Here is a 24268-nt window from a genome sequence, read left to right as displayed (position 1 = left end):
CTGTTGAACTGCAAGCGAACACGTATTAACGAGCGCGGAAGACGATACGGCCTTTAGTTAGGTCGTATGGGGTAAGCTGAACCGTGACGGTGTCGCCGGTTAAAATGCGAATGTAGTGTTTGCGCATTTTGCCAGAAATGTGTGCAGTCACAACGTGACCGTTTTCTAGTTCAACGCGAAACATTGTGTTTGGTAAGGTATCTAAAACCGTACCTTGCATTTCAATGCTGTCTTCTTTTGCCATTCAAATCCTCGATAATTCATGTGATGCTACGAAAAGTGGCCAGAATTTTAGCGGTTTTTACCGACAAATGCCACTGATACATTCTTTAATCGGGGCTTTTAACGAGCGAACTGTCCAAAATTCTGAACAAAACGCGGAAGACGACGGTTTCAAAAAGCGCATATAGTGCTCGCGAGCTACGTTGTGAGCTCCTAAAGTTTCGGTGTGGGAATTACTCATTTGTACGTCAATGCATTGGCCTCCAGCAGCGAAAAAATGCTGGGCGAACGTGATCAGAGCGATTTTGCTAGCGTTGGATACCTGATGAAACATGCTTTCTGCGCAAAACACATCACCCACACTAACGCCGTACAAACCGCCGACTAGTTTACTTTCTTGCCAAACCTCAACAGAATGCGCTCGGCCGTGCGCATGCAACTGTGAATATGCGGAATTCATTTCTGGATGAATCCATACGCCACGACCGGCCGCTTCGTGTACGTCTGCACAGGCATGTATGACATCGCTAAATGCATGATTCAGCGTCACTTCAACGTTGTTTTTACGCAGTAGGCGCCGCATCGAGCGACTCACATGTAAGCTTTGTGGGGTTATGATGGTGCGTGGATTTGGGCTCCACCACAAAATAGGATCGTGTTCGGCATACCAAGGGAAAATGCCATGTTCGTATGCGGCAATAAGGCGAGCGACGCTTAAGTCGCCACCAAAAGCCAACAAGCCATTCGGTTCGTTAAGGGCTAGCTGAACAGAAGGGAACTGATGTGTGGCAGTACTTAGCTGAAACACCAGTTCCTCCTGTTAAAACGTGGCTAAATTGACGTTTAGGCTTTGGTTAAGCCGTCTAAGTAGCGTTCAGCGTCTAAGGCAGCCATACAACCGGTGCCAGCAGAGGTAATTGCTTGGCGGTAAATATGGTCCATCACGTCGCCGGCAGCAAATACGCCAGGTACGCTGGTCGCTGTCGCATTGCCGTGCAAACCTGATTTCACCACAATGTAGCCGTCGTGCATTTCGAGTTGGTCGGCAAAAATTCCAGTGTTTGGCTGGTGACCAATCGCAATAAAACAACCCATAACGTCAAGATCAGCAAGGCTGCCGTCTTGGGTGTCTTTCATCCGTACACCGGTTACGCCTGAGTCGTCGCCAAGCACTTCATCAAGCGTTTTATTGAGGTGCAAAGTTACGTTGCCATTAGCGGCCTTGTCCATTAAACGGTCGACCAAGATTTTTTCTGCGCGGAAGGTATCGCGACGATGAATAACGTGAACTTCACTGGCGATATTGGCTAAGTAGAGCGCTTCTTCAACCGCAGTATTTCCACCACCAACAACGGCAACTTTTTGATTGCGATAGAAGAAACCATCACAAGTTGCACAAGCTGACACACCACGGCCCATAAACGCTTGTTCTGAGTCTAAGCCTAAATATTTGGCTGATGCGCCCGTGGCAATAACAACGGCGTCTGCAGTGTATTCGCCAGAGTCGCCAAATAGTTTTAATGGCTTCGCGCTGAAATCCACACGGTTGATGTGATCAAACACCATTTCGGTATTAAATTTTTCAGCATGTTGTTGCATGCGAACCATCAAGTCTGGACCGGTTAAGCCTTCTGGATCGCCTGGCCAATTTTCAACTTCCGTGGTTGTGGTTAATTGTCCACCTTGCTGCATACCGGTTACTAACACAGGGTTTAAGTTCGCGCGAGCGGCGTAAACTGCAGCGGTATAACCAGCTGGGCCTGACCCAAGAATAAGTAGTCGGCAATGTTTGGCGTCTGCCATAAGAAAGGTACTCCGTATATTTTAATTTGTTATTACTAGCATGGGGTCGATTGTAGGGATTCCAAGCCTCTGAAACAAGAGACCCGCGCAGGAAATCCGACGCGGGTCTTGTCAAGCTTGCCTACCAGTCTAGTTGGACTGCAAGCGAGGTATAAGCGCGATTACGCTTTAACGGCTTCGCTAGGGTCTAAATATTCAAGGCCTAACTGCGCGCCTAAGTCGTCATGAACTGCTTTGTAGGTAATTTTACCTTTGTGCATGTTCAAGCCATTCAGTAGGTGTGGATCGTCAGCCATGGCTTTTAAGCCTTTGTTTGCTAGCGCCAAACCAAATGGCAGGGTGGCGTTGTTCAGTGCAATCGTTGAGGTGCGCGCAACACCACCAGGCATGTTCGCAACACAATAGTGAATAACGTCTTCAACCACATAGGTTGGGTCTTGATGGGTGGTCGCCTTCGAGGTTTCGAAGCAGCCACCTTGGTCAATGGCAACGTCAACAACCACTGAACCTGGCTTCATGTTTTGTAAATGTTCACGAGTGAGCAATTTCGGCGCTGCTGCACCTGGAATAAGTACCGCGCCAATCACTAAATCAGCTTCGCGTGAGAACACATCAATGGCGTCGACAGTTGAGTAGATAGTTTTTACACGGCCCGCAAAAATATCATCGAGTTGACGCAAGCGCGGTAAAGAACGGTCTAGGATAGTCACGTCAGCGCCCATGCCAACAGCCATTTTTGCTGCTTGAGTACCCACAACACCGCCACCGATAACCAATACTTTAGCTGGTGCAACGCCAGGTACGCCGCCTAACAATGTCCCGCTACCACCGTTAGCTTTTTCTAAATGGTGCGCACCGGCTTGAATAGACATACGGCCAGCAACTTCGCTCATTGGCGCCAACAATGGTAAACCACCGTTACGATCAGTGACTGTTTCGTAGGCAATCGCGGTAACACCAGCTTTCGCTAACAACTCGGTTTGCACTGGGTCTGGGGCTAGGTGTAAATACGTATAAAGAATTTGACCTTCACGTAGCTGCTCGCACTCGTGTGGCTGAGGCTCTTTTACTTTGATGATCATTTCTGCTTTAGCGAAGATTTCTTTGGCGTCAGCAATAATGGTTGCGCCTGCTTGCTCGTAATCTTCATTGGTGAAGCCAATGGCTAAGCCACCATTTTGTTCAACCATTACCTGATGACCATGTGCGACATATTCACGCACTGCGGCAGGGGTAAGACCAATGCGGTACTCATGGTTTTTGATTTCTTTAGGTACACCAATCAGCATGGTTGTGCTTCTCCAATTCTGTATTTGTCGTTAGGGAATGACTGGTATGCATTCCTTGTCTGAAATAAACGGCGGCATTATAGATTATAACCATGGTGTGTTTCGTGCTTTTTTTTAGCCTTTTTTTAGCGTATAAATAGGTTTATGAATAGCAAAACAGAGAAAACACATGTTTGAGCCTGAAGAACCGGTGGAAATAACTATTGACCGCCTTGACCGAAAAATCTTACGAATTTTGCAAGACGATGGCCGTATAAGTAACGTTAACCTCGCACAACGTGTGGGATTGAGCCCAACGGCATGTAATGAAAGGGTGCGTAAGCTTGAGCGGGAAGGTGTACTTGATGGCTACCACGCTCGAATTAACCCCGCTAAATTGGGGGCGAACTTAATGGTTTTCGTTGAGATCACGCTAACGCGCACATCGCCCGACGCCTTTGCCGAGTTTAGTGATGCCGTGCGTGAAACCCCTGAAATTCTTGAGTGCCATTTGGTGGCCGGTGATTTTGACTTTCTTATCAAGGCCCGTGTGCCAGATATGCCCTCGTATCGCAAGTTGTTAGGCGAAACTATCTTAACCATGCCGGGCGTTAATGAGTCACGCACCTATGTGGTGATGGAAGAAATTAAGGACGACAATAAAGTATTGATTAAAGGTTAAGAAAAGCATGGTATAAATAGCTGAATAAGCCATGCAAGCGCGCTACAATAACTAAAAATAGAACATAAGAACGACAAAAGGGAATAAAACAACCATGGCACATCATCAACGTCAATGGAGCAATGCATGAGCGGTGTCCAACGCGTACTTGAGGTTGGCCTAATACTCTGCGGCGCCTTCGCGATTTTCTTGTTTTTAGCGCTCGCCAGTTTCAACCCTGCCGATCCTAGTTGGTCCCAGACTGGCTACGAGGGCACTATTCATAATGCCGCCGGTGCCATTGGCGCGTGGTTTGCTGATGCCTTGTTGTTTGCGTTTGGTTTTGTTGCTTATTTACTACCTTTCGGCCTCGCAGCGCTAGGTTACGTGATGTTTCGCCAACCACATCGGTTACTTGAATTAGACTATTTAGCCGTTGGTTTGCGCCTAATAGGTTTGGTGCTTACGCTGATAGGCGCTTCCGCATTAGCTTCTTTGAACTTTAGCAATATTTACTCGTTTTCTGCCGGTGGGGTAGTGGGCGACGTGATTAGTCTATCGTTATTACCGTATTTTAATGTTATTGGCACCACCTTGTTGTTGCTAACCTTTTTATGCACGGGGCTTACTCTAGTTACCGGTATTTCTTGGATTTGGCTCGCCGATAAGTTAGGTGAGATAACAATTGCCGGTACTTTAGGCCTGATTAAAAATAGTCAGCGCTTGGTTCATTGGATAAAAGATCGTCCGCGCAAAGAACGCGTTCCAAAAGCCGCAAAAGAAGATAAGAAGCCTGCGTTAGCACCTAGCCAGAAAACGTTACCTGCGACGCAAATTCGTCAAGAACCAGAGCTTGATCTCGACCTGGCAATTAGCGCGGTGGACGATGACGATGTAGATCCTGATGACATACCGGAAGAGCAGGCGCGTTTTGCACCTAAACCAGCTCGAAAATCAGCCATGACCAAGGCTTCTAGCAAAAATACCGACGCGGCTGGTACAGAAGGTGATGATGACGACACGACTATAAAGAGTGCTGCAGCCAGTGCTGAAGAAAACGTCAGCAGCAATCCGCTAAGTGTTGACCCGCTACCGTCAATTGAGTTGCTTGATAAACCGAGCAAAACCGGCAACCCGTTAACTCCGGAAGAACTGGCGCAGGTTAGTCAAACCGTGGAAGCTGTATTGCAAGACTTTGGCGTTGAAGTCAAAGTGGCGAACGTACAGCCAGGCCCTGTTATTACACGTTTTGAGCTTGATTTAGCGCCCGGCGTAAAAGTATCAAAAATTTCAAATTTAGATAAAGATATCGCACGTTCATTAAGCGCTATTTCAGTTCGTGTTGTGGAAGTTATTCCTGGTAAATCATACGTAGGCTTAGAGCTTCCTAATAAAAGCCGCGAAACGGTATTCTTTAGCGAAGTGATAGCCTGTGATGCTTTCCAGCAAAGTCCTGCACCACTAACCATGGTGCTCGGTAAAGGCATTTCTGGCGCGCCTGTGGTTGTAGACTTGGCCAAAATGCCACACTTGTTGGTGGCCGGTACCACGGGTTCAGGTAAATCGGTTGGCGTGAACGTCATGATTTTGAGCTTGCTCTATAAGAGTTCTCCGGAAGACGTTCGACTCATTATGATCGATCCAAAAATGCTCGAGCTTTCGGTGTATGAAGGCATTCCGCATTTGCTTACCGAAGTCGTTACCGACATGAAAGATGCCGCCAATGCATTGCGTTGGTGCGTGGGTGAAATGGAGCGCCGGTACAAGCTGATGTCAGCGCTTGGGGTACGTAACCTTAAAGGCTATAACCAAAAAGTATTGGACGCCATTGAAGCTGGCGAGCCGCTACGTGACCCAATTTGGAAGCCAGGTGACTCGATGGACGAGTTGCCACCTTATTTAGAAAAACTGCCAAGTATTGTGGTGGTTATCGACGAATTTGCCGACATGATGATGATTGTCGGTAAAAAAGTTGAAGAACTTATTGCCCGCATTGCGCAAAAAGCACGTGCCGCTGGTATTCATTTAATTTTGGCGACACAACGCCCGTCGGTAGACGTTATTACCGGATTAATAAAAGCGAATATTCCAACGCGAATAGCCTTCCAAGTGCAGTCTAAAATTGACTCACGCACTATTTTAGACCAACCCGGAGCCGATCAATTGTTGGGGCAGGGTGACATGCTTTATTTGCCGCCAGGCAGTGGTGTACCAACGCGTGTGCATGGTGCCTTTGTGGACGATCACGAAGTTCACGCGGTGGTAGCTGATTGGAAGAAGCGTGGCAAACCTAACTATTTGGACGAAATACTCAACGGCAGCCTAGACGAAGACAACTTGTTGCCTGGTGAGCAACTGGACCTAGGCGATGAAGAAAGCGACCCCTTGTATGACGAGGCCGTTGCGTTTGTAACAGAAACGCGCCGTGTTTCGGTGTCGAGTGTACAGCGCAAATTTAGAATTGGTTATAACCGCGCGGCCCGCATTGTGGAACAAATGGAAGCGAGCGGTGTCGTTAGTAGTGCAGGCAATAATGGTCAGCGGGAAGTTTTAGCGCCGCGCGCACCGCGTGATTAACCTAAGTTGTAATGGATAAATCATCATGAAGCTATTGAAATACATTGCTGCCACGGCAGCTTGCACAACTATTTATTTAGTCAATACGCCGGTTGGCGCGACTGAAGCGGATCGTCAAGCCTTGTTGAAACGGCTGCATAACCTCACGACTTTAAGTGCCGACTTTAGCCAACAGGTAACCGACATAAACGGCGAATTAGTGCAACAATTACATGGCAATATGGCGTTATCGCGCCCGAATTTATTGCATTGGCAGACCGATGCACCGGACGAAACGGTCATGATCGCTGACGGCCAAAATTTGTGGTATTACAACCCATTTGTAGAGCAAGTTACGGTGTATGATCAAACCAATGCCGTTTCGCAAAGCCCATTACTCTTGCTCTTAGACGGCGAGAGCGGGGCTTGGCACCAGTATGACGTAAAAGCAGAGGGTAACAGTTTTGCTTTGCAGCCGAAGCCCGATGCAGAGAGCTCGCAAAGCTTGCAACTGGTTTTTGCCGAAAACGGCGCTGACGCAGCCATAACGCGTATTATTCTTGACGATGGGCAAGGGCAAATTAGCACCATTAATTTAGAGAATGTGGTGTTAAACCAAGCGCTCAGCGAATCTTTGTTCCAGTTTGAATTACCAGACGGAGTTGATGTGGATGACCAACGCTAATGGCGAATTAGCGTTCGCGCCAGACTTCAGGCCACTGGCGGCCAAAATGCGGCCACGGCAGTTGTCTGAGTATATTGGCCAGCAACACATTTTAGCCCCTGGAAAACCCTTGTATGAGGCAATAAACCGGGGGCTTTTGCATTCCATGATTCTATGGGGCCCGCCCGGCACCGGTAAAACTACGTTGGCCGAGTTAGTAGCGTTAAGTGGTTCGGCCGAACTTGACCGTATTAGTGCCGTCACGGCTGGTGTGAAAGACATTCGAGCGGCTATTGAAACGGCGAAGCAGCGAGCATCCGTGCAGCAAAAACGTACGGTTTTGTTTGTTGATGAAGTGCACCGCTTCAACAAAAGCCAACAAGACGCATTTTTGCCGCATATTGAAGATGGCACCATTATTTTTGTTGGGGCAACCACCGAAAACCCGGCGTTTGAATTAAATAACGCGTTACTGTCACGTACGCGCGTGTATCGATTACAGCTGCTGGCCGACGATGAAGTTAACCAGGTGATTACCCAAGCTTTAACTGACCAAGAGCGAGGGTTAGGTGCGCGTCAGTTATCGCTAAGCCCTGAAGCACGCGATTTTCTCATTCATAGTGCCGCTGGTGATGCCCGCAAGGCGCTTAACTTTTTAGAGATTTGTGCCGATGCGGCCACTGATAACAGCATTGATGTGAAGTTGGTGCAAGAAGCCGTAGGCAAACGCCAAGCGGCGTTTGATAAGCAAGGCGATGCGTATTATGAATTACTATCGGCGCTCCACAAATCAGTCCGTGGGTCGTCGCCCGACGCAGCCCTGTATTGGTACGCACGTATTTTGCATGGCGGTGGCGATCCACTAATTGTTGCGCGCCGTGTTTTAGCAATTGCCTCAGAAGACATAGGCAACGCAGACCCACGGGCCATGCAATTAGCATTAAATGCCTGGGACACTTTCACGCGCGTTGGTCCGGCTGAAGGCGAGCGGGCGATAGCCCAAGCGTTGATCTTTTGTGCCATGGCACCGAAAAGCAACGCTGTGTATCGGGCCTTTAATCAAGCCAAACAGCTGGCCGAAGAATATCCTGATTTACCGGTGCCTAAGCACCTAACCAATGCGCCAACCAAGCTGCATAAAGCCGAAGGCTATGGTGTAGATTATCGCTATGCCCATGACTACCCGCACGCGTTTGTTGCCGGCGAACGCTATGTGCCGTATGAATTAAAAGACATTCAGCTGTACCAGCCCAGCGATAGAGGCCTTGAAAAGCAGTTGCTGGACAAATTAAATTGGTTACAACAATACAACCAAAAAAGCCCCTGGCAACGAGATAACCATGACTAATTTTCTTTGGGTAGCACTCGGCGGAGCATTAGGCGCAAGCGCGCGTTATGGTGTGGGCTTATTGCTAATAAATTTTAGTAATTTATTTCCTTTCGCAACACTAATCGTTAACATAGCAGGCTCATTTTTATTGGCTTGGCTTTTCGCAGTACAGTACGCTGCGCCCGCGGCAGAGCAGCAACTTTGGCTATTTTTAGGTGTGGGCGTACTCGGTGCATTTACCACGTTTTCTACATTTTCGTTAGATTTGGTTTTGTTGTTACAACACGGCGACTGGTTGAAAGCCACATTATACGCATTGCTCAACGTCTTCGGCTGCCTTGGTGCTGTGCTGTTGGCGTTATGGATAAAGATTTAAACCAACGATTGGGAACCACATGTTAGACGCTAAGTTATTTCGTAGTGAACTCGCACAAACCGCAGAGCGCCTTAAAGTAGCTCGTAATTTTTCGTTAGATGTTGAGCGTTTAGAAGCGCTTGAGCAACAACGCAAAGACTTACAGGTGCGCACTGAGTCGCTACAAGCGGAGCGTAATGCCCGATCAAAGTCAATTGGCCAAGCCAAAGCTAAAGGCGAAGATATTGCGCCGTTATTAGCCGCCGTTGATGACCTTGGTGCGCAACTTGAAGCCGCGAAAGCTGAGTTGAATGATGTTCAAGAGCAGTTGCAGGCTATTATTGCCGGCGTGCCAAACTTACCCGATGAAAGTGTGCCTGTTGGTGCTGACGAAGATGACAATCAAGAAGTTAGCCGCTGGGGTACGCCGCGTGAATTTGAGTTTGAACCCAAAGATCATGTTGATGTTGCCGCTAACATTTTAAAAGGCATGGACTTTGAGCTTGGTTCGAAATTAGCCGGTGCACGCTTTGTGGTATTAAAAGGGCAAATTGCGCGTTTACACCGAGCATTAGCGCAATTCATGATTGATCTACACACCACTGAACACGGTTACGAAGAAGCCTATGTACCGTATTTGGTCAATCAGGAAACCTTATTTGGCACGGGGCAGTTACCAAAATTTGGTGAAGATTTATTTCATGTCAAAGGCGCGACTGAAAACCAAGTGCCATTGTCATTAATTCCAACCGCTGAAGTGCCATTGACCAACTTGTGGCGTGACGAAATTGCCGACGAAAGTCAGTTGCCCATTCAATATGTTGCGCATACGCCATGTTTCCGCAGCGAGGCTGGTTCTCATGGTCGCGACACCCGTGGTTTAATTCGCCAACACCAATTTGATAAGGTTGAGTTGGTGTGGTTAGTGCAGCCAGAAGCGTCAATGGACACCCTTGAAAAGCTGACAGGCCACGCCGAGAAAGTTCTGCAGCTATTAGAGTTGCCGTATCGCAAGATGTTGTTATGTACCGGAGATATGGGCTTTGGCGCTGCCAAAACCTATGACCTTGAAGTGTGGGTACCGTCGCAACAGAAGTATCGTGAAATTAGCTCATGTTCAAACATGTGGGATTTCCAAGCCCGCCGCATGCAAGCTCGCTTCCGTCGGAAAGGGGCGAAAAAACCAGAATTAATGCATACCTTAAATGGTTCTGGCCTAGCGGTTGGCCGCACCTTGGTTGCGCTGCTTGAAAATAATCAACAAACCGACGGCTCAGTAACTATTCCAAAAGCGTTACAACCCTATATGGGTGGGGTTGAAAAAATTGGCTAAATAGGGCGTGTTTAAATGCACTTTGCGGGCTTGGGTAAGCCCGCAATGCGCGTTGCTTGCTTGGCCGGCCCCTTGGGAAATAGCTTATATAAATACATGCTATTGGCCTTGTCGGCACCCAAACTTTTACCGATCGCTTTTACCAAGACCCGCATAGCCGGGCTGGTATCATAAGTTTGATAGAAATCTCGTACAAAGTTAACAACTTCCCAGTGCGCTTCCGTGAGCGTGATATTTTCGAGCGTTGCGATATATTGCGCCAGCTCGGGCGACCATTCATCAAAGTTCGCCAAGTATTCATGTTTATCGGTCGCGTAAGTGCGCCCGTTGAACTCAAACATTGTCCCACACCATATATTGGTCAGCTTCAATAGTTAACTCTACCCAGCGCGCATCACCCAACTGGATAATCGAAGGTGGAAGTTGATCTTGTAAGTTATTTAATACAATTTCTGAGTGCAATGCATACGGATAAACAGGCAATGTGTCTATGAGTTCTGGGTTTGCAACGAGCTGAAGCAACGCTTGTTCGCTAACGATAAAGGTAACACCGGCATGGAGCCACCGTGTCAACCATTCTTTGGAAGGCCAATTACGCACTAAATAAACGCTATTGGTTTGCTCGATTGGCTGAGGCTCAGGTATGTGTGCCGCATCTAATTCAACATTTATCATGCGTATTCCTTAGTAAACCAACGTGTTGCTCAGGCTGTGGATTTTGTCACGCCAACGGTCAGCATCAAGTACCTCAACGTGAGCAATAAAATCGCCCGATTGCCAGCCGTGTGCTGCTAATTCGTCGGCATTCACCCATGGCGCAGGGCAGTCAAATAGCTCAAGCATGGCATAGCGTTTATGCAATGATTGAACGTCGCTGCTGTTTGCTTCGCTGCGTAGCCATAAGCGCAAACCATCACCACTGAGCACCAATTGTGGGTTTAAATCTAAACTCGCCAGGGCTAACAACATGTCTTGGCCAAGCTTTGCTTGTGGCGAGCTTGCATCGGTAGTTTGTATGATTGCCATACTCATAACTGAACCACCCGATCAGCCGCCGCAGCAGCCATGGCGAACTCGGTCAGTCCGCCATTTTGAAACGGCGGTATAAGCGCGTCTGTTGCCATTGAATAGCGTTGTTCAGCCACCGTATTACAAATAACCAAGGGAATATCATGCTGCTGTGATAGCTGCACCCAGTCGTCAACCAGTGCAGTTTCATTGCTAGTAAAGGCATGCAAAACGGCGTCCGCATAAAAGAAAACCATGTCTATTTGGTGCCCAGAAACAAGCGCAGCCTGTGCATATTTAAACGCTAACAGGCTGCGGTTTTGTGCGGGGGCGGGTGCTGCCGGAGCAGCGTGTAAAGCTAAAACAAGTCGCGCCACGCGTATTCCTTACATAGGTTGGCTGTTATTCATCACCACCAGCAAAAGCCAATAGAATTTGAATTAAGCTAATAAAAATATTGTAGATAGAGACATATAAAGTCACTGTCGCCAATACATAGTTACGCTCGCCGCCATGAATAATCGAGCTGGTTTGCATTAAAATGGCACCCGCTGAGAATAAAATAAACAAAGCAGACAGAGTTAGCTGTAAAGCTGGCATATTAAGGAAGATATTGGCAATGAAGGCAACAATTAACACCACAAATAACGCCATCATCATGCCACCCAAAAACGACATGTCCTTTTTGGTGGTTAATACATAAGCTGACAAGGCAAAGAAAATAAGCGCGGTGCCGCCTAAAGCGGTCATGATGATTTGGTCACCAGCTGGCCCAATAGCGCTAATCATGCCAAGAATAGGGCCTAGGGTGTAGCCCATAAAACCAGTTAACGCGAATACAGAGACTAAGCCCATCGCGCTGTTTGCCGTTTTATGAACCAAGAACAACAAACCGTAGAAACCGACTAACGTAATAATAAAGCCAGGGTGAGGTAACCCCATGCTTGCTGACAAAAACGCTGTCAAGGCGCTGAACGCTAGCGTAAGACCCAATAACATGTATGTATTACGCAATACTTTATTGGTTTGTAATACTGACTCACCACGTTGAGTGGTCGAAATGTGAGCTTGGTTACTCATGTAGTTCTCCGTGTTGTTCTCAAAAACCTATCTAACGACAAGTCGTGTACCGAGAGTGTACCCTATAAATGGGTACTCAAGGCAATGCTTTCAAGCGAATTATTGCCCTGATTGTATAAAATGACAGCAAACGAACCAAATGGTTTAAATTTTTACTTTACAACGGAGTTTTAGCTCTTTATCATTCGCTTCGTCTTGAGGCAACAAGCTTTAATGACTGCGGAGAGATGGCAGAGTTCGGTTGAATGCACCTGACTTGAAATCAGGCGTGGGCTCGCGCCCACCGGGGGTTCGAATCCCTCTCTCTCCGCCATTTTTCCAAAAGCCCGCTCATTTGAGCGGGCTTTTCTCGTTCTGCGTAGTGCGAAATAAGATATCAGCTATTGGATATTAGATATCAGCAAAAAACAAATACCCGATACATCCTTTCCAATATCAGCTATTTAATAGGCAATATCGCTCTCGATCTTCTAATATCCAATATCTAACGGCTAATATCGTTTTCGCAGTTCTAAATATTGGCTACTCATCAGACCAGTGCTATGGTATCCCTTAATCTATAAAAAACGATCTTCTAATATCTGATATCCAATAGCTAATATCGCTTTTGACTTTTTGAGGGGCTTATGCTGTTTTCTGAAATTCTCACACAAATCACACCCGCCGCCGAACAAACCATTTCACTGCCCGAGGGGTGGGGTCAAGGCCGTGCACTCTTTGGTGGTTTAACCGCGGCCATTGCCTGGCAGCACATTCATTATGGAGCCTCAGATGAGCAGGATTTGCGTTCGTTTACGGTGTCCTTTGTTGCACCTGTGCAGCCTGGCCAAGCCATTTTGCGGCGGCGGTTATTGCGCGAAGGTAAAAATGTCACTCAAATTGCTGCAGAAATTATTCAAGGCGATAACGTGGTGCTTTCTGTGCTTGCTAGTTACGGCCGTACGCGTGAGTCGGCCGTGACGGTTACCGACACGCCGGTAGCGCACGTGCCGCCAAGGGAGCAGGGCTTACCATTTCCCAAGGTCGCGTTAATGCCAGAGTTTACCCACCATTTCGATTATGCCGTAACTGTCGGGGGCTTACCCTTTACAGGCAATAAGTCACGCGAATTTGGGGGGTGGATGCGCTTTTGCACCGAGAGTAACCCAATGAACATCGGTTATTTACTTGGCTTAGTGGACGCTTGGCCGCCAGCGCTGCTACCTCACTTGAGCCAACCAGCGCCTGCCAGCTCATTAACTTGGACCATTGAGTTCCCAGAGCCGCTGAATCCGCAACGGCAAAGCAGTGATTGGTGGCAATATGTGGCGCACATTGATTATGCAGCACATGGCTATGGTCACACCCATGCACACATTTGGGATCAGGCTGGAGAATTAGTCGCCATAAGCCGACAAACCGTGACCGTGTTTGGGTGAAATACGATCAACTTGTAAGATATTTCTGTATCTTGCTGTAAATGCTGAAAAAAGTTGTTGAAAAAAGCTCATGAATGAGTCATATCTTAACTCACTTGATAACTCCTTTATCAAGAATAACCTCACAAGGAACGTGTCGTCATGACCGACTTTATTATAGCTATTCCGGGCGACTTGTTGCGTTCAGGTATGTACACAACATTAAGCTCTAGCAGTAAAAAGTATCGCGTGGTCGCAAGCGTTTCGACATTTAACGAATTGCGTGACGAGGTGAAAACTCATCCGTTCGCAACCGTCATTTTGTCGAGTCGACTTGCAGGTGATGGAACCATAGAAAGTTGGCGGAGACTACACCGCAGGTTTAATGATCTTCAGATCATTTTATGGGCTGAAAATTTTCAAGATGTATTAGATTTTCAGTGTAATACGCACACGGTAGACGCATTTTTGTTGTCCAATGCAAGTTACGCGGAATTTGAAACCGCTTGCATAAATGTCAGTAAAGGACAGATGTATGTGGCCAGTGCTGTTGCAGAGTATTTAGCAAAGAACCCACGCACGCATGATTATCGCCGTATGATGAAATCATTGAGTGAGCGCGAACTGCAAGTGACCCAAATGCTAGGGCGCGGTATTCGTGTGGTGGATATTGCTAAACACTTAAATATTAGTAGTAAAACCGTAAATACCTTTCGGTATCGAATTTTTCAAAAACTGGGGGTACTTGGAGATGTTGAATTAACGCATCTTGCGATACAATCAGGGCTTGTTGAAATTGAAATACCGCAGGGATATGACTGATACGGGATTTAACGCAAAAGAGTTTTTAAAACACCTGACGCATCAGCCTGGCGTATACCGCATGTATGATGCTGACGGTGTTGTTATCTATGTAGGCAAAGCAAAAGATCTAAAAAAGCGTGTAAGTAGCTATTTTCGCAGCAACATAGATGTTCCGAAAACCCAAACCCTGGTCAAACAAATTGCGCAGATGGACGTAACGGTCACCAATACCGAAGCTGAAGCGCTTATTCTTGAAAATAACTTCATAAAAAAATACCGGCCGCGCTATAACGTTTTATTGCGTGACGACAAGTCATACCCGTTTATTTTTGTCAGCGGCCATCAACATCCACGGTTGGCTTTTCATCGCGGAACCCGGCGTGAAAAGGGCGATTATTTTGGTCCGTTTCCAAGTGGGGTGGCCGTGCGAGAAAGCCTACGCTTGTTACAAAAAATATTTCCGGTTCGACAATGCGAAGATGCCTATTATCGAGCACGTAGCCGACCTTGTTTGCAGTACCAGCTAAAACGCTGCCTCGCGCCATGTGTAGAAGGTTATTGCACCGATGCGGAATATCAAGAACAAGTGGAGTTAGCCAAGGCTTTTTTACAGGGCAAAAATCAGCAGGTTATTGATCAATTAGTGACGCGTATGGAACAAGCCAGCACGGCGTTGGACTTTGAGCGTGCTGCACGCTTTCGTGACCAAATAGCTGCCATGCGTAAAGTGCAGGAACGCAATGCCGTCACTGGTAATCAGCAAGAACTGGATGTCATCGGTTTTGCGCGGCGCGGCGGTATTGCCGCAGTGCATATGCTATTTATTCGTGAAGGAGCCATTCAAGGTAGCCGCAGCTATTTTCCGAAAGTACCCGCAAATACCGAAGACAGCGAAGTTTTATTGGCATTTATGCTGCAATTTTATTTGAACGATAAAGTAGGGCGCTCGCTACCGCGTGAAATTATATTGCCCGAATCCAATGCCGCGCAGCTACTTGACCCTGAACACGATTTGCAAGTACTTGAGCAAGCGTTAGCGCAAAAGGTACGAATGACTCACAACGTACGCGGTGAACGAAAGCAATACCAAACGCTGGCCCAAAAAAATGCGCTGAATGCTTTAGAAAGCAAACTGAACCAAGAGAATACCATGCTGTTGCGCTTGAGCGAGCTGGAACAAGTACTCGACCTAGAAAAACCCGTACAGCGTATGGAATGCTTTGATATTAGTCACACCATGGGGCAAGAAACTGTGGCCTCATGTGTGGTGTTTGACCGCCAAGGGCCGAAAAAGTCAGATTATCGCCGGTTTAATATTAAGGGCATTACTCCGGGCGATGATTATGCTGCTATGGCACAAGCACTGCAACGCAGGTTTGACGCTGCTTTATTAAGCGCCGAAGGAAAAGCCGCCATACCCGATATCTTGTTTATTGACGGGGGTAAGGGCCAATTGGCGCAAGCCGAGGCCTACTTCAATGACTGGGGCGATGAGCAGGGCGTTCGTGCGCCACTACTTATAGGCGTAGCAAAAGGCGAGTCGCGTAAGCCAGGCTTAGAAACTCTCATTTTAGCCGGTAGTCATCAAACGGTTCCGTTGGCCGCCGACGCCGCAGCCTTGCACTTGGTGCAACATATTCGCGATGAGTCGCACCGCTTTGCCATTACTGGGCACCGGCAACGTCGCGCAAAAGTGCGTCGTTCATCACGTTTGGAAGATATTCCAGGCATTGGGGCGAAGCGGCGGCAGAAATTATTGCAAAATCTCGGTGGATTACAGGAGGTAAAACAAGCTAGTATTGACCAACTTACCGCCGTACCAGGAATTAGTCGTGAACTTGCGGAAACTATTTATCACGCATTTCGCGACGAATAGAGGAAAATAGACCTGATGTGGAATGTGCCAAACATTTTAACGATCTTTCGAATTGCGTTAATTCCGGTTTTTCTAATCATTTATTATCAGCCATGGCCCGATGCGCACTTTTGGGCGGCCTTTGTGTATTTAATCGCTGGCCTCACAGATGCTTTAGATGGTTGGGTGGCGCGGAAATTTAACCAATTTACCAAGTTCGGGGCGTTTTTAGACCCAGTGGCCGATAAAGTAATGGTTGCGGCTTCTTTGGTCGTCATTGTTGAAGACTACGCAAGCTGGTGGATTAGTATTCCAGGGTTGGTCATTATTAGTCGCGAGCTTGTTATTTCCGCCTTGCGCGAATGGATGGCGCAAATTGGCCGACAAGAACAAGTAAAAGTGTCTAACATTGGCAAATACAAAACCATTGCACAAATGGTGGCCATTGGCGGGTTAATTTGGGAAGCAAATACATTTATTGTCGTCACAGCTACAATAATATTGTATATTGCCTTTGTTCTAACGGTTTGGTCGATGGTTGAATATTTGCGCGCTGCTTGGTCAGATTTAAGCCAAGTGGATTAAAAATAGCCAAACAAACGCTTTCAGTTAAAAAAGTCGTTGACCTTGCCGAAATAGACAGTAGAATGCGCAAGCACTGGACGCGGGAATAGCTCAGTGGTAGAGCACAACCTTGCCAAGGTTGGGGTCGCGAGTTCGAATCTCGTTTCCCGCTCCAAACTCAATGGCGGGTTGGCAGAATGGCTATGCAGCGGATTGCAAATCCGTGGATCTCGGTTCGACTCCGGGACCCGCCTCCATTGAGAATGAAGTCGAAAGTCTGAGCCTTGTTATAGAAGTGCCCGGGTGGTGAAATTGGTAGACACAAGGGATTTAAAATCCCTCGCTGGTAACAGCGTGCCGGTTCAAGTCCGGCCCCGGGCACCACTTCCTCGAATTACCTTCAAGTATATTTTCAAGCAACATTTGTTTTAGCTAGCAACGTGCGCCTCTTCGTGCGCAGAACAATTCCTTATACTGACGAAAACCCTCGCACTTGGCGAAGGATTTTTATATGTTGTATCTACACTTAAGCACATATAGGTTTCTCTTCACTGCAAAAGGAACAAGTCATGGAAGTGAATGGTTGGATGTCGACATTATTGACGATTGCACAATGGTTGGTTGCCTTGTTTATTTTGGCGCTCATTATTGGCGTTGTTGCTATTGGCGTGATGTATGTGGTGGATAAACACCAAACTCGGCATACCATACGCCGAAACTTCCCAGTCATTGGCCGTTTTCGGTACCTGTTTGAGCACCTCGGTGAGTTTTTTCGGCAATATTTCTATGCGATGGACCGAGAGGAGATGCCTTTTAATCGTGCGCAGCGAAGCTGGGTGTATCGGGCAGCTAAAAATGCTGACCGTACGCTGGCTTTTGGTTCAACGCGCGATTTAACTAAGAATGGCACCATTATTTTTGCCAATAGTGCATACCCGCATCAAGAAGAGGAGAAAACCCAACCAGAACCGGTCACCATTGGGCCTCACTGTGAACAGCCGTATTCTCCCACCAGTTATTTTCATATTTCTGGCATGAGCTATGGCGCACTTTCACCCGTCGCCGTTACTGCGTTGTCAAAAGGCGCAAAACTTGCAAATTGTTGGTTGAATACAGGCGAGGGTGGTCTTAGCCCTTATCATCTTGCTGGTGGCTGCGATGTTGTTTTTCAAATAGGCACAGCGAAGTATGGCGTACGCACCTCATCAGGCGAGTTACACGAGGGTAAACTGCGTGATATTGCCAGTAAACGTGAAGTAAAGATGTTTGAAATTAAACTTAGCCAAGGCGCTAAACCGGGTAAAGGCGGAATATTGCCAGGTGTAAAGGTAAACCAAGAGATTGCAGAAATTCGCGGTATTCCGGTGGGGGAAGACTCAATATCACCGAATCGGCACCCTGAAATAAGTAACAACCATGAATTACTTGATTTTGTTGAGCGTGTGCGCGGTATCACTGGCAAACCAACGGGCATTAAGTTTGTGATGGGTGAGCCTAATTGGATAGATGAATTAGTTTCGGCTATCAACGAGCGAGGGCACCACTGTGCACCTGACTTTATTACCCTTGACAGTGCGGATGGTGGCACAGGCTCGGCTCCGCAACCGTTAATGGACTATGTTGGGCTTAAGCTTTCAGAAAGTTTGCCTATTTTGGTTGATAAACTCTCGGCGGCTGGCCTAAAAGAACGTATTCGCGTGATTGCGTCAGGGAAAATGATCACCCCCGCAGACGTTGCATGGGCTATCGCAATTGGTGCTGATTTTGTCGTTTCTGCGCGCGGCTTCATGTTTTCACTAGGTTGTATTCAGGCCATGCAGTGCAACAAAAACACCTGCCCAACAGGTATCACTACACATGACAGAGACCTGCAGCGCGGTTTAGACCCGACTGATAAAAGTGTTCGAGTGGCCAACTACCATAAATTTTTAGAGTATGGGGTGAATATTATTGCGCATTCGTGCGGCGTATCAGACCCACGCCAATTAAACCGACGTCACGCGCGGGTCGTTACCCATACCGGCGACAGTATTAGTTTGGCTGAGCGTTACCCGCCAAAGAACTCGTAAGGCGCGCATCAAGCCACTTATGAAAGGCGACCAGTGCCAATGGTTGGCGCGCTCGTTGCTTGTAGCTTGCCACCATAGCTTCGGGTAGGCTTACTTGATACTCGGTATGCTTCACATAACCTTGTAACTGTGGATGCATAAGAAACAACTGATCAATTAAGGTGAGATGATCGGTTCCATGGGTTAAATCAATCGCGATGTTGCAACTGCTAACGTGACGTAAGGTTAATTGACGAGCTAAATGGGCCTGGGCCTTTTTAAATTGACGCCAATACGGTGCGTGGCTGTCAACCCACCATAAACGTGAAGCCAAGGCCTTTTCACTGCTCGCTTGCGCCACCGGAATATAGGTTGGGGTATACAGTACAGAACTGTGCAATGCCTTATCGCGTAGGGCACCGTAGTGAATGGCTAAATCGATTTCTTCATGGGCTAATTGTTGGCACAAGGTCGCTTGGCCATGGCTTTGCGGAAATAATTCAACGGTTTGAAATTGCACCTGAATATGCGGGTATAAAGCGTAAAATTCCGCCAAGCGTCGGCTTAGCCACCAACGTAGAAAGCTTTCGGGGACCGCTATGCGCAAGGTTGTTAGTTCACTGTCACCCACCGAGCGAGCGCGATCAACAACCCGATCAAGCTCCCGAAAAATACGTAATAGGTCAGGGGCAAGAACTTCACCGGCAGCGCTGAGCGCGTGAACGCGATTATCACGTTGAAACAATCGTGTACCTAATTGTTCTTCAAGTGCTTGTATTTGTCGCGTAATATTCGACTGTGACACACCAAGTTGCTGAGCCGCTTGTTTAAAAGAGTCAGCATGAGCCGCTACGGCGAACACACGTAATGCATTTAGGGAAGGGCTTTTATCTTGTGCCATGGGCTTCATCTCATTGTTATTTTTAATTTTTAACCGCCTAACAGTTAACTAAAAGTAAATCAGAATGGAAAATTTATCAATTTATTTGGGTGAGTTTTTGACCATAGCTACATTACACTTTCTTGCTGTGGCAAGCCCCGGCCCCGATTTTGCGGTAACCACGCGTTACAGTATTAGCTATGGCCGTCATACCGGGCGCTGGGTCGCGCTGGGAATTGGTACCGGTATTTTCTTACACGTGGCGTATTCGGTGCTTGGTGTCGCTTTGGTTATTCATCGCTATCAGTGGGTTTACGGCAGTTTACTATTGCTTGGTGCAGGTTATTTAGGTTGGCTAGGGTGGCAAGCTATTCAAGCGCAACCACACGCAGCACCAGCAAACCAAGGCGCCGGCGCTCGCCAAGCTGAAAACCTTAGCCTGCCAGCCAGCAAAGCTTTTCGTATCGGTTTCTTAACCAATGGGTTGAATGTCAAAGCCACGCTATTTTTTCTGGCGTTGTTTAGTACCGTTATCGCCCCAAGCACACCAACTTTGATTAAAGTGGGCTACGGCGTCTATATGGCGATTGCAACAGCAGCTTGGTTTTTGCTGTTAGCAACATTGATCACTTGGCCGCCATTTTTAAATCGTTTATGGGCAATTAGCCATTGGATTGATCGGGCCATGGGCGTTGCGCTTTTAGGTTTAGCCTTGAAACTAATTTATGACTGGCTGGTGCTAATCAAAATTATCGTCTAGCGCGCGGTAGTGGTATACTTGCCGTTAATTTTATTGCTAATTATTTAATTTTTCAGAGACGCCAATGCAGTTATTTGTAAACGATTTAACCGTTATCGATTTTTCTTATCTTTGCCCTGAACGCGGCATGGTTGGCGAAAGTTGGATCGTTGATATCATTTTAGACGGCTCGTTAAACGAACAATCCATGGTGCTCGATTTTGGGCGTGTTAAAAAGCAAATCAAGCGCATTATTGACGACGCAGTTGACCATAAGCTTGCGGTACCCGCTGAGCATCCTTACACCAACGTGACCCATCACGACGATGGAAATAGCCACTGGGTCGACTTTTTGCGCCCGAATCAACGTTCAATACATCTGTTTTGTCCGGCGGACGCCTTTGCGTTTATAGATGCCCAGCAAGTAACGATGCAAAGCGTTACCGACTATTTGCGTGCAGTTATAAAACGTGAACTGCCTGAGAACGTGCAGGGGCTTACCTTAGAACTACGTGCCGAAGAAATTCCTGGCGCGTTTTATCACTATACTCACGGCTTAAAAAAACATGATGGTAATTGTCAACGTATTGCCCACGGCCATCGTTCACGGTTATATGTTGCCTTAAACGGTGAACGCAACGCCGATTTAGAGCAGCAGTGGGCGCAAACTTGGCAAGATATTTATTTGGGTTCAGAAGAAGATCTCGCGGTGATAGAACAACTGCAGCTGTCACCAGTATTTGCTCAGAAGAACCTTATGGTGACAACGCAAACCCACATGGCATATAGCTATACGGCCGATCAGGGGCTATTTGAAATTTTAGTGCCAGTGGCGGAGAATTATACCATTCCAACCGATTCAACCGTGGAATGTATTGCCAGTTACTTAGCGCAAAGTATTAAACAAGAACACCCCAATGATGCTGTGCAGGTTACTGGCTTTGAAGGCGTAGGGAAGGGAGCAATTGGTTATGCTTAACCAAGTTATACGCATGTTTGGTGTGCTGACGGTGGCCATGGCTAGTTTTACGCTTGCTGCTGCACCCGTAAGCTCGGAAGCCCCCACAATAACGTTAACTGGGGCCCATGTATCGGGCGGTTTACTTATTGGCGAATTAGAACATGCTGCTGCTGTTGAGCTTAATGGTAACCCGTTGCCAATAACCGACTCTGGCCACGTTGTGTTTGGTTTTGGCCGCGACGTAAGCGGCCCACAATCATTAGTTATTACTGGCCGTAATGGCCAAACGTTAACGCAAGTTATTGACATAAAGCCGCGCAAATACAACATTGATCGGGTTGATGGTGTGCCACAGAAAACTGTGACTCCTGACCCTGAACAGCAGGCCAGAGCCCGAAAAGAAGCGGCCAAGGTCTGGGCTGCCCGTAATAATGCAAATAGTCAACGTGCAGACTTTTTAGCGCCGATAAAAATGCCAGCGGCGGGCCGTATTAGTGGCGTATATGGAAGTCAGCGTATTTTTAATGGCACACCACGCAACCCCCATTTTGGTTTAGATATTGCGGCGCCGACCGGCACCCCTGTATTTGCTCCGTGGGCAGGAAAGGTAGTCCTTGCCGAAAACGACTTGTTTTATTCTGGTGGTACACTAATTATTGAACACGGTTATGGCGTCACCACCACCTATATTCATTTGCATAAATTGCACGTTCAGGTTGGTGACGAAATACAACAGGGTGATCGTATTGCGGAAATAGGAGCGACAGGGCGTGTCACTGGGCCACACCTCGATTGGCGCATCAATTGGCGCCATGAACGTCTTGACCCAGCTTTAGCTATTGAGTTTTTTTCGGAAGCTGCAACCAACCCTGTGCCAGCTGCGGATCGCTAACTGTCAGAATATGGTTATTTAGTTTTGGCTGTTGCCAAGTCAGCGATAATGTCATTAATTCATCGCGTCGAAACGCATGTACGGTCACTGTATCGCCTGGAATATAGCGCTCAAATAATTCTCGTACGTTGGCATCAGTAACCTGTAAGTGGTCAATTGCAATAATACGGTCATTCGCACTCAAACCAGCCAAATGTGCGGCTTCGTCGGCGTACACGACTTGTAACTCTAAACCTTGTGCACTGCCTTTGTACTTCGCACCTAGTGCAACAGGTTGCTTGCTTGGAGCTACCTTGCCGCCAAAGCTATTATCGTCACTGGGCGCGTCACGCTTAATTGTTACGCCAAATTGCTCTAACAATTCAGCCGTAGGCAATGGGGCGGTGGTATAAAGCGCTTGATGTAAAAAAGGCTCTAAATCAATTTGATAGGTTTCCCGCGCAAACGCAATCACGCTGTCATCGTCAGTGCCTTCAAGAGTTTTACCGTAGCGCATCCATAAGTCGTGCATCAGCGTTGCTAATGTAACCTGATGCGTTGATCGGATACGTAAGGTTAAATCCAGACATAACGCAATAAGCGCACCTTTTGCATAGTAACTCACGATTGTATTTGGTGAATTCTCATCTTGTTTGTAAAACTTGGTCCATGCATGAAAACTAGACTCGGTTACTGTTTGTCGGTCAGTGCCTACGCCACGTTGCACCCGGGCCAAGGTTTCACCAATTAAGGCTAAGTAGGTATTCGCATCAATTAAACCGGTTTGATGCAATACATAGTCATCAAAATATGATGTAACGCCTTCGTAAAACCACAATTGCTCAGTGTAGTGCTCTTGATCTAATCGATAAGGGATAAAGGTTTTAGGCTTAAGAGTTTTGATATTCCAACTATGGAAGTATTCATGGCTGCATAAGCTTAAAAACGTGCGGTAATCGTTATCAATCAAGCGCTTACCTGGCAGGATAAGGTCTTTACGACTGCAAACTAGCGCGGTGGAGTTACGGTGCTCGAGCCCGCCAAAACCTTTACCCACGACCATGGTCAGAAATAAGTATTCAGAAAACGGCGGCTGGTGACCAAATATTTCTATTTGGCGTTCGCAAATAGTGGCTAAATCACTACAAATTCTGTCAACGTCACCATAGTGCCGGCCGGCAAAAACTAATGCGTGTTTTACGCCGCCAGCAATAAACTCGTGAATGTCTAAATTACCCATTAATACTGGATAATCAATGAGGGCTTCGTAATTGTCAGCTTCAAACTCACCGGGCCCAAAGTGCTTACCTTGCAGGCGTTTCATACCTGTTGCAACTTGCCACTGAAGATGGCTTGCTATGCTTACACGACATGACTCTTGCGCTAGCTGCTGTACCTGCAAACATAAACTTGAGTGATTGAAGAAGCCCCAAAATTGATCTAAATAAGCGCTGCGAACGCTCAGATCAAAAGCATAAACCTCATAGCTGACATACAGCATGCCTCGGCGCGGTGGAACCAGCGACCAAGTTTGTTTGTCTTGGTGTTGTATTGAAATAGGGGCGTTGTCCATTTCGGCGCGCAGTGCCGTAATGTTTTTCGCAAAGTCACGAATCATATAGCTGCCGGGTATCCATGCTGGCAAGCTAAGTGTTAACGGTTGTTCTGCTTGAGTGATTGGTACTTCGATGGTGACTGCAAACACATGAGCCTTCGCGTCATGCACGCAAATTCGATAATGCAACATATACGTCCCCGTGAATACAACAATAGCGTTTGTTAAATAGCTTAGCATGACTTCAGCGCGCTATATAGCGCTTGCATTGCGATGAAGCGTGTTATTTAGTGAGCGCTTATCGGTATAATAAC

At 47.2% G+C, this 24268-nt stretch carries 25 protein-coding genes and 4 tRNA genes; 18 read left to right on the top strand and 11 right to left on the bottom strand.

What is annotated here, in order from left to right:
- Window positions 1–25: 25 nt before the first annotated feature.
- From infA to ald, 4 genes are all read right to left on the bottom strand, one after another.
- Entirely contained in the window at window positions 26–244 is a 219-nt protein-coding gene (gene infA, locus BM334_RS05515; protein WP_008489926.1) for a translation initiation factor IF-1, read from the bottom strand.
- 57 nt (window positions 245–301) lie between these two features.
- Window positions 302–1033, bottom strand: a complete 732-nt coding sequence (aat, locus tag BM334_RS05510) for a leucyl/phenylalanyl-tRNA--protein transferase (RefSeq protein ID WP_092838947.1) — start codon at window positions 1031–1033, stop codon at window positions 302–304.
- Between the two features lie 32 nt (window positions 1034–1065).
- On the bottom strand, window positions 1066–2025 hold the full coding sequence (gene trxB, locus BM334_RS05505) for a thioredoxin-disulfide reductase (protein WP_092838944.1): 960 nt from the start codon (window positions 2023–2025) through the stop codon (window positions 1066–1068).
- 161 nt (window positions 2026–2186) lie between these two features.
- On the bottom strand, window positions 2187–3314 hold the full coding sequence (ald, locus tag BM334_RS05500; RefSeq protein WP_092838941.1) for an alanine dehydrogenase: 1128 nt from the start codon (window positions 3312–3314) through the stop codon (window positions 2187–2189).
- Between the two features lie 169 nt (window positions 3315–3483).
- On the opposite strand from ald, the gene lrp reads away from it, so the two are divergent.
- The 6 genes from lrp (at window position 3484) to serS (ending at window position 10192) form a co-directional block, all read left to right on the top strand.
- Window positions 3484–3975, top strand: coding sequence for a leucine-responsive transcriptional regulator Lrp (gene lrp, locus BM334_RS05495; RefSeq protein WP_055437895.1), 492 nt, complete (start codon window positions 3484–3486; stop codon window positions 3973–3975).
- A 126-nt stretch (window positions 3976–4101) separates the two neighbouring features.
- Window positions 4102–6531, top strand: coding sequence for a DNA translocase FtsK (locus BM334_RS05490; RefSeq protein WP_092838938.1), 2430 nt, complete (start codon window positions 4102–4104; stop codon window positions 6529–6531).
- 25 nt (window positions 6532–6556) lie between these two features.
- Entirely contained in the window at window positions 6557–7195 is a 639-nt protein-coding gene (gene lolA, locus BM334_RS05485; protein WP_092838935.1) for an outer membrane lipoprotein periplasmic chaperone LolA, read from the top strand.
- Window positions 7182–8522: a replication-associated recombination protein A gene (locus BM334_RS05480; RefSeq protein ID WP_092838932.1), complete on the top strand. Its 1341-nt coding sequence runs from the start codon at window positions 7182–7184 to the stop codon at window positions 8520–8522. The genes lolA and BM334_RS05480 overlap by 14 nt, the downstream gene beginning before the upstream one ends.
- Window positions 8515–8880 (top strand): fluoride efflux transporter CrcB, encoded by a 366-nt coding sequence (crcB, locus tag BM334_RS05475; protein WP_092838929.1) that lies wholly within the window; start codon window positions 8515–8517, stop codon window positions 8878–8880. The genes BM334_RS05480 and crcB overlap by 8 nt, the downstream gene beginning before the upstream one ends.
- 19 nt (window positions 8881–8899) lie before the next feature.
- Window positions 8900–10192: a serine--tRNA ligase gene (gene serS, locus BM334_RS05470; RefSeq protein ID WP_092838927.1), complete on the top strand. Its 1293-nt coding sequence runs from the start codon at window positions 8900–8902 to the stop codon at window positions 10190–10192.
- Between the two features lie 11 nt (window positions 10193–10203).
- Here the strand turns inward: serS and BM334_RS05465 are convergent, their stop codons facing one another.
- Genes BM334_RS05465 through BM334_RS05445 form a run of 5 tightly spaced genes read right to left on the bottom strand, consistent with a single transcriptional unit; the run spans window position 10204 to window position 12280 of the window.
- A complete protein-coding gene (locus BM334_RS05465) occupies window positions 10204–10533 on the bottom strand; it encodes a TusE/DsrC/DsvC family sulfur relay protein (protein WP_092838924.1) in 330 nt (109 codons plus the stop codon).
- Window positions 10526–10867: a hypothetical protein gene (locus tag BM334_RS05460; protein ID WP_092838921.1), complete on the bottom strand. Its 342-nt coding sequence runs from the start codon at window positions 10865–10867 to the stop codon at window positions 10526–10528. Before BM334_RS05460 ends, BM334_RS05465 begins: the two co-directional genes overlap by 8 nt.
- 9 nt (window positions 10868–10876) lie before the next feature.
- Complete coding sequence (locus tag BM334_RS05455; RefSeq protein ID WP_092838918.1) at window positions 10877–11224, bottom strand: DsrE family protein; 348 nt, start codon at window positions 11222–11224, stop codon at window positions 10877–10879.
- Window positions 11221–11577, bottom strand: a complete 357-nt coding sequence (locus BM334_RS05450) for a DsrE family protein (protein WP_157981860.1) — start codon at window positions 11575–11577, stop codon at window positions 11221–11223. The genes BM334_RS05455 and BM334_RS05450 overlap by 4 nt, the downstream gene beginning before the upstream one ends.
- A 25-nt stretch (window positions 11578–11602) precedes the next feature.
- Window positions 11603–12280: a Bax inhibitor-1/YccA family protein gene (locus BM334_RS05445; protein ID WP_092838912.1), complete on the bottom strand. Its 678-nt coding sequence runs from the start codon at window positions 12278–12280 to the stop codon at window positions 11603–11605.
- A 221-nt stretch (window positions 12281–12501) separates the two neighbouring features.
- Between BM334_RS05445 and BM334_RS05440 the strand changes: the two genes are divergently transcribed.
- The 9 genes from BM334_RS05440 to BM334_RS05400 all read left to right on the top strand — a co-directional run bounded on the left by BM334_RS05440 (window position 12502) and on the right by BM334_RS05400 (window position 18969).
- A tRNA-Ser gene (locus BM334_RS05440) sits at window positions 12502–12593 on the top strand.
- A gap of 313 nt (window positions 12594–12906) precedes the next feature.
- A complete protein-coding gene (locus BM334_RS05435) occupies window positions 12907–13698 on the top strand; it encodes an acyl-CoA thioesterase (RefSeq protein ID WP_092838909.1) in 792 nt (263 codons plus the stop codon).
- Window positions 13699–13839: 141 nt separating this feature from the next.
- Window positions 13840–14499 carry a LuxR C-terminal-related transcriptional regulator gene (locus BM334_RS05430; protein WP_092838906.1) on the top strand — a complete coding sequence of 220 codons (660 nt, stop codon included), beginning with the start codon at window positions 13840–13842 and terminating at the stop codon, window positions 14497–14499.
- Window positions 14492–16357 (top strand): excinuclease ABC subunit UvrC, encoded by a 1866-nt coding sequence (uvrC, locus tag BM334_RS05425; protein WP_055437908.1) that lies wholly within the window; start codon window positions 14492–14494, stop codon window positions 16355–16357. The genes BM334_RS05430 and uvrC overlap by 8 nt, the downstream gene beginning before the upstream one ends.
- A 15-nt stretch (window positions 16358–16372) precedes the next feature.
- Entirely contained in the window at window positions 16373–16921 is a 549-nt protein-coding gene (gene pgsA, locus BM334_RS05420; protein ID WP_092838903.1) for a CDP-diacylglycerol--glycerol-3-phosphate 3-phosphatidyltransferase, read from the top strand.
- Between the two features lie 79 nt (window positions 16922–17000).
- Window positions 17001–17075 (top strand) — tRNA-Gly (locus tag BM334_RS05415).
- Window positions 17076–17083: 8 nt separating this feature from the next.
- Window positions 17084–17157, top strand: a tRNA-Cys gene (locus BM334_RS05410).
- A 40-nt stretch (window positions 17158–17197) separates the two neighbouring features.
- Window positions 17198–17284: transfer RNA gene (locus BM334_RS05405), tRNA-Leu, on the top strand.
- A 185-nt stretch (window positions 17285–17469) separates the two neighbouring features.
- Complete coding sequence (locus tag BM334_RS05400; RefSeq protein WP_092838900.1) at window positions 17470–18969, top strand: FMN-binding glutamate synthase family protein; 1500 nt, start codon at window positions 17470–17472, stop codon at window positions 18967–18969.
- On the opposite strand, the gene BM334_RS05395 is transcribed toward BM334_RS05400, so the two are convergent.
- Window positions 18932–19849, bottom strand: a complete 918-nt coding sequence (locus BM334_RS05395; RefSeq protein ID WP_177215008.1) for a LysR family transcriptional regulator — start codon at window positions 19847–19849, stop codon at window positions 18932–18934. The two genes, BM334_RS05400 and BM334_RS05395, sit on opposite strands and share 38 nt — an antisense overlap.
- 64 nt (window positions 19850–19913) lie before the next feature.
- On the opposite strand from BM334_RS05395, the gene BM334_RS05390 reads away from it, so the two are divergent.
- The 3 genes from BM334_RS05390 (at window position 19914) to BM334_RS05380 (ending at window position 22420) form a co-directional block, all read left to right on the top strand.
- On the top strand, window positions 19914–20588 hold the full coding sequence (locus BM334_RS05390) for a LysE family translocator (protein ID WP_092838894.1): 675 nt from the start codon (window positions 19914–19916) through the stop codon (window positions 20586–20588).
- Between the two features lie 64 nt (window positions 20589–20652).
- A complete protein-coding gene (locus BM334_RS05385; RefSeq protein ID WP_092838891.1) occupies window positions 20653–21546 on the top strand; it encodes a 6-carboxytetrahydropterin synthase in 894 nt (297 codons plus the stop codon).
- 37 nt (window positions 21547–21583) lie between these two features.
- On the top strand, window positions 21584–22420 hold the full coding sequence (locus tag BM334_RS05380; RefSeq protein ID WP_417664173.1) for a M23 family metallopeptidase: 837 nt from the start codon (window positions 21584–21586) through the stop codon (window positions 22418–22420).
- Here the strand turns inward: BM334_RS05380 and BM334_RS05375 are convergent.
- Entirely contained in the window at window positions 22365–24146 is a 1782-nt protein-coding gene (locus tag BM334_RS05375; protein WP_092838887.1) for a M61 family metallopeptidase, read from the bottom strand. The genes BM334_RS05380 and BM334_RS05375 overlap by 56 nt on opposite strands.
- Window positions 24147–24268: the final 122 nt, after the last annotated feature.

Source organism: Pseudidiomarina donghaiensis (genome assembly GCF_900116895.1).
GTDB classification, from domain to species: Bacteria; Pseudomonadota; Gammaproteobacteria; order Enterobacterales; family Alteromonadaceae; genus Pseudidiomarina; species Pseudidiomarina donghaiensis.
This window is presented reverse-complemented; position numbering and strand designations above follow the sequence as displayed.